Source organism: Kamptonema formosum PCC 6407 (assembly GCF_000332155.1).
Lineage (GTDB): Bacteria > Cyanobacteriota > Cyanobacteriia > Cyanobacteriales > Microcoleaceae > Kamptonema > Kamptonema formosum.
Window position 1 is genome coordinate 79,977 of the sequence record NZ_KB235904.1, and the last position, 15,008, is coordinate 94,984.

A 15,008-nucleotide genomic window follows, 5' to 3' on the forward strand; every position below is an offset into this window, starting at 1 on the left:
TGCGTTTTACAAGTAAACTATGGCGGACTTAATTTTGATAGTAGCTATGACAACGACGTAGCGATAGACCTAATCCTCATAATAAGTAAGAAAATTATCAGGAACTAAGCGTAATTCACCCGATTTAAACCGCTCAATTGGCATCCAAAGAGCAGTTTTTTCTCGCTTTCCTTCGGCAAAAACTAAACTCTCTAATTGATAAAACTTCGGGTCAGCAAAGTCGCATTGATAAAGTTGAATTAACTCATGTCCCGGCTTACCATTGAATTCAAATATACTCTCAATACAGCCGAGATATTTGATATTTGTTAATTCTGCTTGAATTTCCTCTTGAAATTCCCGTTCTAGAGCATCGCGGCTATATTCCCCGAAGTCAACGCCGCCACCCATAACGCGATAAAATGTTTCTTGTTTCACTGGGTCGTAGCCTTCGGAGAGGAAGATGCGATTGCCATCTTTAATTAATCCCAAAGCTAGAACGCGGATTTCACCTTGTTTGTGCATAATTTGGTAATTGGTAATTGGTAATTGGTAAATTAATTTGTAGGGAAATTGCCAATAAAAGCTATTGGCAATTATTAGCTGTTAATTCTCGTAGGCTAGAGTAGACTTGCGAGCGTCTTTTTCAACTTGCCAGTCTTCATTTTCACCGCCGATAATCAATTTTTCAATCGCCACAAATTCCTTACTAAGTTGTGTGAAAACATTGATGAGAATATCTAGACCTAGAGCATCGCTTGTTCCTAAATCTAACCAACAACGCGCCCACAATCCCTCATACTCTACATCGCCCATATTGTGCATCAATGCCATCATGCTACTATCAGCCATATTGGTATCATAATTCAGGTAGCTGATATCTACTCCGACATCGTTCACTTGCAGATTTTCTGCATTGAATCCTCCTAGTTTTCCTAAAAAAAACCAGGAATCTAACACTTCTTCAATGTACTGCTTTTCGCCATTTGAAGGCACTGTGCTGAACTTAAGCCATATCCACAGATCGAAGGGGTCAAACTCGCGAAATTGTACTTCCATGAATGTCAATTTTATAGTGGTGGTAATACGACTGGCCCCCAGGTACCATCTCCATCTCTAATCGCATCGCGCATAGGATCGCAGGCACGTTTACTATTATCAAGACGGTTGCGCGTTTTGCACTGTTCAAAAAAGATTTGTGCAACTAAACGCCGGGGAAGTTGACTGGGTTTTGCCAAAGCAGCATCAAAGTTTTTCCTAGCTTCATCAAACAAGGTTCTATTGTTATTTTGTCGCCTCCCCTGAGAAACAAGAATTTGAGCTTTTAGATAAAGTATCTCTGGATTATTGGGAGTTTGTGCTAAGGCCTTATTTACAGAGTCAAGTGCTTGGTCATACTTGTCTAAGTCTCTATATCCAACTGCTACTCCACGATAGGCTAAATAGCGCGGAGATGCCTTTTGTTCTAATCTTTGAATCGCTTCATTCGGATTAGAAAAAGGTAGGTTGGTGGCAAGCATTAAATCCATATATCCCTTGACCAAGTTTAGTTCTGGGTCTGCGGGGGCTATTTTTTCTGCCGCGTCTAGATATTGGAATACCTGTCGGAGTTTTTTCATTGCTTGGGGAGTACCCTTGGTTGTACCTTCCTTAACAATTGTGTGAGCACCTTCTAAAAAATGACTGGCTGCTATATAAATATTGCCGCGCAATGGGTCAGTTTTAGTCAATTGCTCAGCAACTTCACGAGTTTTTTTAGCGTAGGAATTTAGCCCTTCTAAATCCCGCTCTATATAGGATAAAGAAGCTTTCAGTGCATATACTAGCGGGTCATTTTGCTCTACAGACAAAGCTTGGTCGATGTAAGTTTTTGCTGCTAAGTAATTTCCCTGCTCAAACATAGCTTTGAAAGCAGCTTCAGTTTTATTACCAATTGGGTGTGGATTGCTGCTGCGAAAAGGGTCTGCCGCTAGAGCGGGGTTAACGCAAAAGCTGAGGGCGGTAAGGGAAGCTATAGTCGTTAGCCGAATGGCAGTGCTCGCGATCGCACCTAGCGCCTGTTTTGGCTGAAGAAACTGGTAGATAAGCGACACCAATTGGGTTTTCGTCATCGTTGAGCCTCTGAAATCAATAGACTGTAAGCTAGGAGGCGGAGAGTGGAAAATTAAGACTCCCAGACCCCGATGCAAAAAATGGTACAAGTTATTTGATTTTTAGCACATTTTGCGGTACATTTTAATTATGGGAATATGTTATACAAGAAGGGACTAGGGGCTAGGGACTAGGGACTAGGGAAAGAGGAAGAGAAGGGGAGAGGGGGAAGGTATCAATTATCAATTATCAATTATGAACACGGATTTTACCGATTACACGGATTACAAGGATTAGTTAGAGTCACGATCGTTTAGTCTGTGAAATCAGAGGAATCTGTAAAATCTGTGTATCCCAATTACCAATTACCAATTACCAATTACCAATTACCAATTACCAATTACAATCAATTTAATGCTTTATCTGAGAAACTTAGTCTATCACCCCACCGTCTGCCCGGAAGCTATTCTCAAAAATATTAACTTAGAACTATCGCCACAGCAGATGGGGCTGATAGTTGGTCGTAGTGGCTCTGGCAAAAGTACATTATTGGAAATTTTAGCTGGTCTTGCAGAAAAAACTAGCGGTGATATCCGCTGGCGGGAACAGGAGTTGACACCAGAACATTTACAACAGTTAGGAGGCTTAGTATTTCAATTTCCAGAACGGCATTTTTGCGGGGGTACAATCTTAGAAGAATTGCGATTAGGACATCCAGAAATAGGGCAAGAACAAATTAGCCAAGCTATGACAGAAGTAGGACTCGCACATTTGCCCCTACACGCTTCGCCTCATGCTTTGAGCGGCGGTCAGCAGCGGCGAATAGCATTAGCTGTGCAGCTAATTCGTCAGCCACATTTGCTGCTATTAGATGAACCAACAGCGGGGTTAGATTGGTCAATGCGGCGGCAATTAGTGAGTTTATTAAATAAACTCAAAAATCATTGGACTTTGTTAGTTGTAACTCACGATCCGAGCGATTTGTTGAGTATTGCCGATCGCTGTTGGACTTTGAATCACGGCGATTTGCAGCCTGTCGATAATAGTAAATTAGAAATTCCAGAGACAAGCCATGTTTAGTACAGCTACGCTACCTGAGATGAATGAATTGTGGCAGCAAACGCTCTCATGGCAGCCAAATGATGAGCAGCAGCGACAATTTCAACAGCTTTATGAATTAATTATTGATGGCAATAAACACCTGAATTTAACTCGGATTACTGAACCATTAGAGTTTTGGGAAAAACATCTTTGGGATTCTTTGCGGGGAATTGCACCCCTGCTGTCACCTAATAATTTGGGGGCAATTGATGAATTACCCTTAAAACCGATGCAGAAAGTCATCGATATTGGAACGGGTGCGGGTTTCCCAGGGTTGCCAATTGCGATCGCACTTCCTAACTTCACAGTCACTTTACTGGATGGGACGCGCAAAAAAATTTCTTTTCTAGAAACTTTAGTCCCGGAATTAGGGATAAAAAATGCTGTTCCTTTGATTGGCAGATCGGAGGAAATTGCACACCAGCCGCAGCATCGACAATTTTACGATCTGGCTTTTCTCAGAGCAGTCGCATCAGCATCAATTTGTGCCAAATATTCTTTGCCATTGCTAAAACCTGGCGGTTTCGCTATTCTTTATCGGGGTAATTGGACGGTTGAGGAAGAAGTAGATTTGCAGTCAGTTGTTGAGGATTTGGGTAGTGCGATCGCCCTCGTTGAAGCCTTTACCACTCCCGTGAGCCAGAGCGTGCGTCACTGCGTTTATTTGCGGAAAAATACATGATAAGAAGAAGGAAGAAGGAAGAAGGATTTACTTACTGCATTTCTATATAATAATTTACTCAACCAATCCTCTCTATTCCCTGACTAAGGGGACGGCGACAGTAGAGTAGTGCTGCCACAATTAATATGTTTGTAAAAAATATATTTAATTGGCCGCACCCACCCTCGAAAAAAATTTTAGGCCGATCCTTTGCTTTTCCTGATTCCTGTGTTATTCTAAATAACAGTAGAACTTTTGAAATAAACCATTTAGGGTAACAAAGGAGGTGATGCCCATGATAGAAAGTAGTATAACCATGGGTCATCAGGTTGGAGAATGCCGGCTGCGTGCCGGGGCTGCTCTCTAGCATTTAGCCTGCGTTCCCAACGGGGAACAATATCCCTTGGATAACTAGGCAGATCTAGGGTTCCACCCGGCAGTTAGGTTCTAATCTGAAGACCCGCTAGACCGCTCTCACCGAATAGTATGAAGCTTTTGCTTAATACTATTGGTGAGAGCGGATAGTTTTTGGTAAACTTTTGGGAAAATGGGATATTAATACCATGCCTTTAATAAGAAAATCATGACTAAATTGCTGAGTGATACCCAAATTCAAGAAGCGATCGCCAAATTGTCGGGCTGGACAGTAAATGGTAAGGAAATTCAGTCGATCAGGAAATTTAAGGATTTTGTAGAGGCGATCGCGTTTGTGAATAAATTAGTCGCACCTGCTGAAGCCGCAGGACACCATCCCGACATTGAAATTTCCTATAACAAGGTGACAATTAGCTTGACAACTCACGATGCAGGAGGTTTAACAGAAAAAGACTTTACCCTGGCTCAGGAAATTTCTACTTTAAATTAAAAAGGTTTCCCACCTCCCAACAGGAGTTTTTGCATCCGGCGACAGAAAGATAGCAGAAAGATTGCAATTTCGCAACTGTGCTGGGCTAGAATCAGGAGTGAGAAAGTCGAGATGCAGAAGTCCAAAGTATAACGGCTGTTCGCCATCCTCCAAGTCATGATCATATTTGAGAAGCAAGAGTTCTTGAACGAGTCTGCTGAGAGAACTGAGCTAATAGAGCAGCTATTAGATATCGGTGCAGCTTTGTCCAGTACCCAGGATTTGCGAGATCTATTAAATCTGATTCTATCAAAGAGTCGAGAGATCACCAGCAGTGATGCGGGCAGCGTGTACTTAGTAGACCATACCGACAACACATCGAAATTACTATTTAAAGTAGCCCAAAACGCATCTCAGCCCAGCCTTTCCTTTAACGAGTTTGCCATACCAATGACACATCAAAGCTTGGCAGGCTACGTAGCTCTGACAGGGGAAAGCTTAAACTTACCAGACGCTTACGATTTACCCCCAGGAGTACCTTATCGGCTCGATACAAATTTTGACCGGGATATATCTTACCGTACTCGCTCAGTCATGGTACTGCCGATGGAAAACCGCCAAGGCGATACCATCGGCGTGATTCAGCTTATTAACCGCAAAATTAGACCCGATGCCGTGCTCACAGATCGGAACACTTTGGAGTTAACACAGCCTTATTCAGAGTGGGAACAGAGGATCGTGCGATCGCTCGCTTCTCAGGCGGCCATATCTATTGAGCGCAATCAACTGCAAGATAGTATAGAACAACTATTTGAAGGCTTTGTCAGAGCATCCGTGCAAGTAATTGAAGCCAGAGACCCCTGCACTTCTGGACATTCAGAACGAGTTGCAGCTTTGACAGTGCGACTGACAGAGGAAGTGAATGCGATCTCAACAGGCCCACTACGCCCCCTTTATTTTAGCGATCGCCAAATTCAAGAAATTCGTTACGCCGCCCTTCTCCATGATTTCGGCAAAGTCGGCGTACCCGAAGCCATCTTAACCAAACAGAAAAAGCTTTACTCAGAACAACTCGACGTCATTCGCAACCGTTTTGCCGTAGCGCACCGGACACTAGAAATGCAGTGCGCTCAATCTAAATTTAGCTACTTAATGCAGAATCCGAGCGATCTCCATCTAGACACAGAAGAGAAATGCTCTCATTGCCAATATCTCCAAGGACTTGATGGAGAATTAGCAGCAGAGGTTTCTCGACTAGCTAGTTACTGGAATGTCCTCCTAGAAGCCAATGAGCCACACATTCTAGCAGAAGAACCCCTCAGCCAACTGCGAGAACTCTCCGACTACAGTTATAGAGATATAGATGGTAAAGTCAAGCCCCTCGTCACCCCAGAAGAAATCGCTCAACTGATGATTCCCAGAGGGAATCTGACACCAGACGAACGCTTAGCGATAGAATCTCATGTCACCCACACCTACGAATTTCTGAAGCGGATTCCTTGGACAAAGGATCTCAAAGATGTACCCAACATTACCTATGGACACCACGAGAAACTAGATGGTAGCGGCTACCCTCGTGGCTTAAGACATATAGAAATTCCAGTTCAGGCTCAGATTATGGCGATCGGAGATATATATGATGCACTTACCGCAGGCGATCGCCCCTACAAACGCGGCTTGCCAACAGAAGTAGCTTTGAAAATTATGCGGCAAGAAGTCGCTCAAAATAAAATCAGCGGCGAGTTGTTGGAACTATTCGAACACCGCCAAGTCTTCACTGTACTGGGACACGCCTTAGAGGTTGAACTTGAAGAATTAGCTTGAACCCTTGTCAAAGTTATGGCAAAAATAGATAATTACTTCAAACTCTAAACCCTCTTAGGCAATCTTGACCAATGCGATCCCCACCCGGAGTCTCCAACGGTCAAGATCGGGTAAACTGAAACCAGCAATTATCCCAAAGCCGAATCCGGGCCCTCAAAACCAGTAGAGAAAAGATAAAAAGAACAAAATCGTATTTTGATCTACTTGCCAAATTGTGTTAACCTATCAACGACTGACAAATTTTTAACGGGCCGCGCACAACGCCTTTAACAGGTAAGCAGAGATTCTGCCAAACCAGGGAGAAGTCCCTAAACGCTAGACGCAGCTCGTTGTAAGACTTAGGATAGCAGACCGCCTTTAGGGGCAAAAGGATTGCGCCCAAGCACCCTATCACTAGGGATACCTAAAGTGAAAGCTTTAGAGAATCCCATTCCCATTTTAGGGGTGGGAATGTTAACAAATAGAAGGCTACAATAGTCTCTCTGTAATCGGTGTGAGGATGAGAGTGAATATGTCTAAATTTTTCTGGAGTTCATTGTTAATCAGCCCAGCTCTGTTGGGAGCAACCCTAGTTGTCTCAGCTAGTGCTATGGCTACCAGCAGCCAACCTAATGCTGAAGCTCTCAAGCTACAAGCTGCACAAACGAAAGCTTCCGAAGTTCAGCTAGAGCCTGTAGCAGTAACCGAGCAAACACCTGTTACCCAGGTTGAAGAAGTTTCCAATGCCTCTGAAGTAAAAACAGAGCCAGCAATTGTAGGGCAAAAACTAGAGACCGCAACCAACGCGATCGCAGCTAACCCTACAGCAGCAGTTACCGATAACTCTGTAACAGAGCAAGCCAGTACACTGCAACTAGAATTGGGTGTACCAGAGCAAATCAGCGCCGCCCCACTGGAAGCACCAGCCCCGGTAGCTGTAGAACAGACACAACCAACTTTAGCAAATTCTGCTGAAGTGTTGGCTCAAACTGCTGCCCCAGAAACTAACAATCCGGCAGCAACATTAGAACAACTTAATCAGTACAGCAGCGAAGGTTCAGCCAACGGCGAAACTCAGGGTCAAGTTACCTCAGTTTCTCAACTTTCTGACGTACAGCCCACAGACTGGGCATTTCAAGCACTGCAATCCTTAGTCGAACGCTACGGTTGTATTGCAGGTTATCCTGACGGTACTTATCGCGGCAACCGGGCAATGACCCGCTACGAATTCGCCGCTGGTTTAAACGCTTGCTTGGAACGAGTCAACGAACTGATCGGTGCTGGCACAGCTAACCTAGTCAGCAGAGAAGACTTGGCAGCTCTCCAACGCTTGCAAGAAGAATTTGCCGCTGAACTGGCTACCCTGCGCGGTCGCGTCGATGCTCTTGAAGCTCGGACTGCCGAACTAGAAGCCAACCAATTCTCTACTACCACCAAACTAACTGGGGAAGCAATTTTCGCTCTCAGCGATGACTTTGGCGGCGGTTTAGGCTTTAGTGCCTTCGGTCGCGATTTTGGTGACGACGACCGAGACTTTGGTTCTGATAACAACGAGGCTGTATTCCAACAGCGCGTTCGCCTCAACTTAAATACCAGCTTCACTGGTAGAGATTTATTGCTGACCAGATTGCAAGTTGGCAACGGTCAGAACTTTAATTTTGGCGCTACCAAAGAAGGCTTACAAACTTGGCAAGCAGTTGGTAACACAGGTAATACTTTTACCCTGGATAGCCTGCTGTACAAATTCCCCGCAACTTCGCGGTTGAATGTCACCATTGCAGCTAACGCTGGTACTTGGGACGATATTATCCCCACTGTCAACCCTTACTTTGAAGACTTTGACGGTGGTAACGGTGCGCTCACATCTTTTGCACAGAGAAACCCAATTTACCGTTTAGGCGGTGGTGCAGGTCTTGGCTTTGACTATGCCTTCGGCGGCAGAGGACTCTTGGGTGGTATCTTTGGCCCAACCTCTTTCTCCTTCGGCTATCTAGCAGCAACAGCGTCTAGCCCCGCTGAGAGCGATGGCTTGTTCGGTGGCGACTATGCAGCGATGGCCCAGCTTACTTTCACACCGGGAAGAAACTTCCAGTTTGCTCTGAGCTACAATCACGGTTATTTCGACCGGGGTAACTTCGGGTTTGATAACGGTTTAGCGAATGGTACTGACTCACTGGGCGGTTTCACGGGTACTGGCGTAGCTAACTCCCTCAATGGTGTAACTGAAGGCTTTTATGAAGGTAATCGCGCTAAGCGAGTTGTCAGTAACTCCTACGGTCTAGAAGCCTCCTTGCGCCTGAACCGCAGGTTTGTACTGGGTGGCTGGGTTGGATATACCGCTGCTCGCGCGATCGGTCTCGGCGATGCCAAAATTTGGAACTACGCTGTCACCTTAGCTTTCCCAGACCTTGGAAAAGAGGGTAACTTGGGCGGTATTGTACTAGGTCGCGAACCTTACCTAGCTAGCTTTGAGGCTCGCGATGGTTTGGATAAAGGCTTCGGCAATGATTCTTCCTACCACATTGAAGGTTTCTACAAGTTCCAGCTAACGGACAATATTTCCGTAACACCAGGTGTCGTGTGGATTACGAACCCCAACCAAAATGATGATAACGATGACATCATTATCGGTACGCTGAGAACAACATTCACGTTCTAATAGGTATGGTGAGCTAAGTATTCCTTCTCATACTCCAAGTTCCATACAGAACCCTGCTTTTGCAGGGTTTTTTTTGCGGTCTTGGCGGTTGCTATAATTGCTAATTGCTAATCGCTAATTGCTAATCGAAAAAATTTCTCCCCATCTCCCCCGCTCCCCTGCTCCCCCGCTCCCCCGCTCCTCTTTTTAATGGTGAATTGGCAGAAATTCGTTAAACCCCAGTGGAGAACCGGGATATAATAAAGTAAGAAGTCAAAATTTAGAAGTCAAAAGTCAGAAAATTATTGAATTTTGACTCTTCTGTTCATAAATCTGGGATTTTAATTCTTTGTATTATGGTAGAACTTTCGTGTAAAAGCGAATATGCAATTCTAGCTCTGCTGGAGCTAGCAGCTCACTACAATGAGGGAGAACCCCTGCAAATTCGCTCTATTGCTTCCCAGCAAAATATCCCCGATCGCTATCTAGAACAACTGTTAGCCACACTCAGGCGTGGGGGTGTTATCCGTAGCCAGCGAGGGGCCAAGGGAGGTTATCTTTTGGCGCGGGAACCCTGGAAAATTACACTTTTAGAAATTCTAAATTGTCTGGAAGGAGCAGACATGGATCGCTCTGAGAACAATAGCACCACTAAAACTTTGGAAAGTGCTGTAGTATTTGAGGTTTGGCAGGAAGCTCGCGAAATAGCTAACTCTGTTTTACAAAAATATACGCTACAGGATCTCACCGAGAGGCTAAATGCTAGGCGGCAGTTAGATATCATGTATTACATCTAGTTAATGGTTAGTGGTTAGTGGTTAGTGGTTAATGGTTAGTTGTTAGTTGTTAATATTTGACAATCAATAACTAGCAACTCATAGCTATGACTAACTAGATAAACAAACTTTCGTGTTCATCGTACTAGCGACTAAAGTCGCTTAATTGGAGAAGAAAGCGATTAAAGTCGCTACTACAAACTTGATAGACGGTGGCATTATTAGTTTATTTATTTTTTCCAACTAACAACTAACAACTAACAGTCAACAATTAACAACCAACAACTAACAAATATTATGCGTATTGCTCGTGACATTACAGAATTAGTCGGTCGCACACCCTTGGTGCAACTAAACCGTATCCCGCAAGCTGAAGGCTGTGTGGCGAGAATTGTCGTGAAATTGGAGAGCATGAACCCTGCATCATCGGTGAAAGACCGGATCGGCGTTAACATGGTGAATGCAGCAGAGCTGGAGGGGTTAATCTCTCCGGGAAAAACGATTTTGGTGGAACCGACATCGGGTAATACGGGAATTGCACTGGCAATGGTAGCGGCGGCTAAAGGCTATCAGTTGATTTTAACTATGCCCGAAACTATGAGTAGCGAACGTAGAGCGATGTTGCGAGCTTACGGGGCGCAATTAGAACTCACGCCAGGGATTGAGGGGATGAGTGGCTGTATTCGCCGGGCTCAGGAGATTGTGGAGACAACGCCGAATGCCTATATGTTACAGCAGTTTCGGAATCCTGCTAACCCCCAAATTCACCGCCAGACAACGGCCTTAGAGATTTGGGAAGATACAGATGGTGAAGTTGATATTTTGGTGGCTGGGGTCGGTACTGGGGGGACGCTGACGGGTGTGGCGGAAGTGATTAAGGAGCGAAAACCTGAGTTTAAGGCGATCGCAGTCGAACCCGCAAATAGCCAAGTTCTGTCTGGTGGAAGGCCTGGGCCTCACAAAATTCAAGGTATTGGTGCTGGTTTCATTCCCCCAGTCTTGAATGTGGACTTGATTGATGAGACTGTGATTGTGACGGACGATGAAGCGATCGCTTATAGTCGTCGCTTAGCCAGAGAAGAAGGACTGCTTTCTGGTATTTCTAGCGGTGCGGCTTTATGCGCCGCCATTTGTGTAGCTAAGCGGCCGGAAAATGAAGGCAAATTAATTGTCATGGTTCAACCTAGCTTTGGCGAACGCTATTTGAGTACGCCTTTGTTCCAAGAATCAGATCTGAGCATAGCAGCTCTGATCGGCTAAGTAGGTTAGGGGCTTTTGGGCAATTAGCGATCGCAAGATTAAGTGCGATCGCTTTCTATTTCTGTGATAACTTACGTAACACCGCCCAGAAAGGCGTTATCTTTACCACCTTTCCGGGCGGCGTTACGGAATTAATTATATTTTTTTGAGGTAAAGCAAGCGTGGGCGCTACTACTAACCACTACAAAACCCTAAATATCAACCCAACAGCAACTCAAGCTGAAATTAAGCAAGCCTATCGCCGTTTGGTGAAGGTATTACATCCCGATAGCAACAAGGAAACAGCAGGTCACGAGCAAATAATTCGCCTAAATGCAGCTTATGAAGTGTTAGGCGATCCTCAGCGGCGACATTATTACGATCGAGAACTTTCAGAAAAACCTCAACAGCCAAAGCCAGACATTCGCCATAACTATCGCAAAAAAGAAACTGGACAGGATGCCGATGAGCAAATAGAACAATGGCTCAAAAAAGTTTATAAACCAGTTAATAGAATGCTTACCCACATTCTTACTCCTCTAAAGAAGGAAATAGAGAAATTATCAGCAGATCCTTTTGACGACGAACTTTTAGGAGCATTTCAAATTTATTTAGACACCTCTCGCGACTTTCTTAAAAAGGCTTATAGTCTTTTTCGTTCTCTGCCAAATCCGCCTAATTTAGCAGGAGTTGCTGCTCAGTTTTATTATTGTCTCAATCACGTTTCAGATGGAATCGAAGATTTAGAAATGTTCGCGCTTAACTATGACGATCGCTACTTGCATACAGGTCAAGAGCTCTTTAAAATAGCGGGTAGATTGCGACGGGAGGCACAAGCTACTCTTAAAGAGATTTTGTAAGTAAATCCACCTACTTAAACAGAAGATACCGATGGCTAAAAAGTTAGCTGTATAAGCGTTCTTCCTTCTCTCCTAGATAACTAAATCCTTCTTCCTTCTCTCCTAGATAACTAAATCCTTCTTCCTTCTTCTTATTAAATCCCAAATAAAGTTTGAATTCGCTTACGTATTCTAATAAAAGGTGTTTGCTCTGAGGAACTTTCATCGAATAATCCCAAAGCTTGCAATGCTTGTTTGCGTTCCGATAATTTTTTAGCAATTTGGTCTGCTAAACTTGGTTGCTCTACTAAAAGTTTTTGCAAGTCATGACGCTCTACAACAAACAAAATTGAATCTTCCATAGCTCTAACCGTCGCTGAACGAGGAGTTCCTAAAAGCAAAGATATCTCGCCAAAAAACTCGCCTTCATGAATAGTAGCAATATATTTATCAGCACGTTGAGAAAGCACTTCTACCGTACCGGAAAGAATAATATAAAAAGAATCACCGGGATCGTTTTCCTGACATATAGTTTGTCCTGCGGGAAACAGTTGTCTATAGCCATATTCAATTAATTGTCGTAGTTCCAAATCTGTACACTGCTCAAAGTAAGCTACTCGCCGTAATAAATCTCGTAGATTCCAATGATTTAGCGATTTTGAACCTGGTTTCTTTTGCTCGGAAATAGAGCTATTTTGTGCGAATGCTATACCATCAGTAATTTCAGTTTCGCTATGGCTATAACGAAATAATTTATTTAAATCTTGCGGATTTCTCAACCACAAATCTTGCTGAGGAAATGGGATTTCAATACCTCGGTTACGCAACTCATGTTCTATCAAAAAATTCAAAGCACTTTTAATCTGATCGCTTTCTTGGGGGTGGTCAATCCAAACTAAAAGTTCAAAGTTTAAAGCACTATCTCCAAACTTTTGGAACCATACTTTGGGAGAGGGATGAGATAAAACATTTGGTTCCATGCGGGCCGCAACTAATAAAACTTCTGTGACCAATAATGGATCGGTTCCGTAAGCAACTCCTACGGGAACGCGAATGCGGCATTTAGGATCTTTATAACTCCAGTTAATAATATTATTTTCAACAAATTTGATGTTGGGTACAATGACAAAAAGACCGTCGATTGTTCTGATGATTGTAGAGCGGATGGAAATATTTTCTACTGTTCCTAATAGGTTATCAATTTCAACAAAGTCTCCAACTCTAATCTGATGTTCAAAAAGTAGTGTGATTCCACTGATAAAATTGCTGGCTAGATTCTGCAATCCGAAGCCGAAGCCAATGCCTACAACTCCAGCTATGACAGTGAGGGATTTGAGGTTAATACCTTCACTTTGTAGAACAATTATTAAACCACAACCGGCTAGTATATAACTACTCAAGGCGGCGATCGCTTCTCTGCTACCCCGGTCTAATTTCATGCGAACTAGCAGTCCTCGCTTAATCCACTCGCTAAGAACACGAGAAACAATAAGCACTCCTAAAACTAAAAATAATAATTCGACTATTGAACTCAGTGATAGATGTTTATCTCCTAGATAAAACAACGGAGTTGTAAAGATTTTTTCGAGATTTTTAACCATTTTCTATGTTCTACTAAAATCCTAATTTATTAATAATTGGTAATCGATAAATTATTCAGGACTTACGCACGAAATACCAAAAACTTAGTTTTGAGATTACGTCCCTACGATCGCAACAGAATTATGTTATCCGCGTGTAAGTCCTATTCTTGAAGAAGAAATTTGGCTCCTCACTTCTGATTACTGCGATCGAATTCCCTGATAATTGTGCCAGAACCGCACCTGCAATCGCTGTGAGCGTCCTTACTACTTTGGAAATACTGCGATCTCCACTCAAGTCATGTACTACAATGCAAGAGCGATCGCCCTAAATCCCGATTAAGGATGAAACTATCCTTAAAAAGGTGTAAACTTGTTTACAGAACTTAACAATATAATACCCCACTGGTTTATGCAATGCGTTATAAATAGGCGGGCACAATTTTCAGCGAGTCACCGCTACTGGTTGCCAGAATTGAGTGCAGCCGAAAACAGCGATCGCTTTGGCCCCACAGCACGCGCACCGGGACATGGGCACAATTACGTCCTATACGTTTCGATGATAGGCGAACTCGATAGCTACGGCATGGTGCTCAACTTGTCAAATGTCAAGCACGTCATCAAGCGGGAAGTCACCAATCATCTCGACTTTTCCTATCTCAACCAAGCTTGGCCAGAGTTTGAGCAAACTTTGCCAACCACCGAAAACATTGCTAGGGTAATTTGGCAGCGCCTCGCACCGCACTTACCTTTGACTCGTATTCAACTGTTTGAACACCCCGAACTTTGGGCAGATTATTTAGGAAACGGAATGGAAGCTTATCTGACTATCAGCACCCACTTTAGCGCCGCTCATAGACTCGCTCATCCCAAACTTAGCTATGAGGAAAACTGCGAGATTTATGGTAAGTGTGCTCGCCCTAATGGTCACGGTCACAATTATCACTTAGAAGTAACCGTCAAAGGCGAAATGGACGAACGCACGGGTATGATTGTTGACTTGGGAGCTTTACAAAAGGCGATTGACGAGTATGTACTCGATCCGTTGGATCACACCTTTTTAAACAAAGATATAGCTTATTTTGCTGAGGTTGTACCGACGGCGGAGAATATTGCGATTTATATTCGGGAGTTGTTGCGATCGCCCATCCGCGAGTTAGGAGCACAGCTATATAAAATCAAGCTGATTGAGAGCCCGAACAATTCTTGTGAAGTTTACTGTACTGAGTCAGAGTCAGAGTCAGAGGCGGCTACAATTCAAGAGCGCGAGCCTGTTTTGGCACCCCTGTATAAGTAGTCGGACATAAATAAACGCAACCATGTCATTGCGAACGGAACGATAGTGAAGTGAAGCATAAGCGCTACGCGCAGGCTTCGCCAACGCAGGGGTTTGGGATTGCTTCGCTGGGCTCGCAATGACATTATTTATTTTTGTCCAACTACTTAATTGCTAATTG

The 15,008-nt window shown here is 43.8% G+C and carries 13 protein-coding genes; 9 read left to right on the forward strand and 4 right to left on the reverse strand.

Annotated features, from left to right (window positions below):
* Positions 1–69: 69 nt before the first annotated feature.
* The 3 genes from OSCIL6407_RS0117345 to OSCIL6407_RS0117355 all read right to left on the reverse strand — a co-directional run bounded on the left by OSCIL6407_RS0117345 (position 70) and on the right by OSCIL6407_RS0117355 (position 2,090).
* The gene (locus OSCIL6407_RS0117345; RefSeq protein WP_007353986.1) at positions 70–504 is read right to left on the reverse strand and encodes an NUDIX hydrolase; all 435 of its coding nucleotides are present in this window, start codon (positions 502–504) and stop codon (positions 70–72) included.
* Positions 505–585: 81 nt separating this feature from the next.
* Positions 586–1,038 carry a DUF3531 family protein gene (locus tag OSCIL6407_RS0117350; protein ID WP_007353985.1) on the reverse strand — a complete coding sequence of 151 codons (453 nt, stop codon included), beginning with the start codon at positions 1,036–1,038 and terminating at the stop codon, positions 586–588.
* Between the two features lie 11 nt (positions 1,039–1,049).
* On the reverse strand, positions 1,050–2,090 hold the full coding sequence (locus tag OSCIL6407_RS0117355; RefSeq protein WP_007353984.1) for a Sll0314/Alr1548 family TPR repeat-containing protein: 1,041 nt from the start codon (positions 2,088–2,090) through the stop codon (positions 1,050–1,052).
* Positions 2,091–2,484: 394 nt separating this feature from the next.
* On the opposite strand from OSCIL6407_RS0117355, the gene OSCIL6407_RS0117360 reads away from it, so the two are divergent.
* The 8 genes from OSCIL6407_RS0117360 (at position 2,485) to OSCIL6407_RS0117400 (ending at position 11,992) form a co-directional block, all read left to right on the forward strand.
* Positions 2,485–3,150, forward strand: coding sequence for an ABC transporter ATP-binding protein (locus tag OSCIL6407_RS0117360; RefSeq protein WP_007355885.1), 666 nt, complete (start codon positions 2,485–2,487; stop codon positions 3,148–3,150).
* Positions 3,143–3,853: a 16S rRNA (guanine(527)-N(7))-methyltransferase RsmG gene (gene rsmG / locus OSCIL6407_RS0117365; RefSeq protein WP_007355884.1), complete on the forward strand. Its 711-nt coding sequence runs from the start codon at positions 3,143–3,145 to the stop codon at positions 3,851–3,853. The genes OSCIL6407_RS0117360 and rsmG overlap by 8 nt, the downstream gene beginning before the upstream one ends.
* Before the next feature lie 562 nt (positions 3,854–4,415).
* On the forward strand, positions 4,416–4,697 hold the full coding sequence (locus tag OSCIL6407_RS0117370; protein ID WP_007355883.1) for a 4a-hydroxytetrahydrobiopterin dehydratase: 282 nt from the start codon (positions 4,416–4,418) through the stop codon (positions 4,695–4,697).
* 156 nt (positions 4,698–4,853) lie between these two features.
* The gene (locus tag OSCIL6407_RS0117380) at positions 4,854–6,500 is read left to right on the forward strand and encodes an HD family phosphohydrolase (RefSeq protein ID WP_007355882.1); all 1,647 of its coding nucleotides are present in this window, start codon (positions 4,854–4,856) and stop codon (positions 6,498–6,500) included.
* Between the two features lie 511 nt (positions 6,501–7,011).
* On the forward strand, positions 7,012–9,138 hold the full coding sequence (locus OSCIL6407_RS0117385; RefSeq protein ID WP_007355881.1) for an iron uptake porin: 2,127 nt from the start codon (positions 7,012–7,014) through the stop codon (positions 9,136–9,138).
* Positions 9,139–9,473: 335 nt separating this feature from the next.
* Positions 9,474–9,914: an RrF2 family transcriptional regulator gene (locus tag OSCIL6407_RS0117390; protein WP_007355880.1), complete on the forward strand. Its 441-nt coding sequence runs from the start codon at positions 9,474–9,476 to the stop codon at positions 9,912–9,914.
* Between the two features lie 276 nt (positions 9,915–10,190).
* Positions 10,191–11,153: a cysteine synthase A gene (gene cysK, locus OSCIL6407_RS0117395; protein ID WP_007355879.1), complete on the forward strand. Its 963-nt coding sequence runs from the start codon at positions 10,191–10,193 to the stop codon at positions 11,151–11,153.
* A 161-nt stretch (positions 11,154–11,314) separates the two neighbouring features.
* Positions 11,315–11,992, forward strand: a complete 678-nt coding sequence (locus OSCIL6407_RS0117400; protein WP_007355878.1) for a J domain-containing protein — start codon at positions 11,315–11,317, stop codon at positions 11,990–11,992.
* Positions 11,993–12,126: 134 nt separating this feature from the next.
* On the opposite strand, the gene OSCIL6407_RS0117405 is transcribed toward OSCIL6407_RS0117400, so the two are convergent.
* Complete coding sequence (locus tag OSCIL6407_RS0117405; protein ID WP_007355777.1) at positions 12,127–13,572, reverse strand: cyclic nucleotide-binding domain-containing protein; 1,446 nt, start codon at positions 13,570–13,572, stop codon at positions 12,127–12,129.
* A 391-nt stretch (positions 13,573–13,963) separates the two neighbouring features.
* On the opposite strand from OSCIL6407_RS0117405, the gene OSCIL6407_RS0117410 reads away from it, so the two are divergent.
* Positions 13,964–14,848: a 6-carboxytetrahydropterin synthase gene (locus OSCIL6407_RS0117410; RefSeq protein WP_007355778.1), complete on the forward strand. Its 885-nt coding sequence runs from the start codon at positions 13,964–13,966 to the stop codon at positions 14,846–14,848.
* Positions 14,849–15,008: the final 160 nt, after the last annotated feature.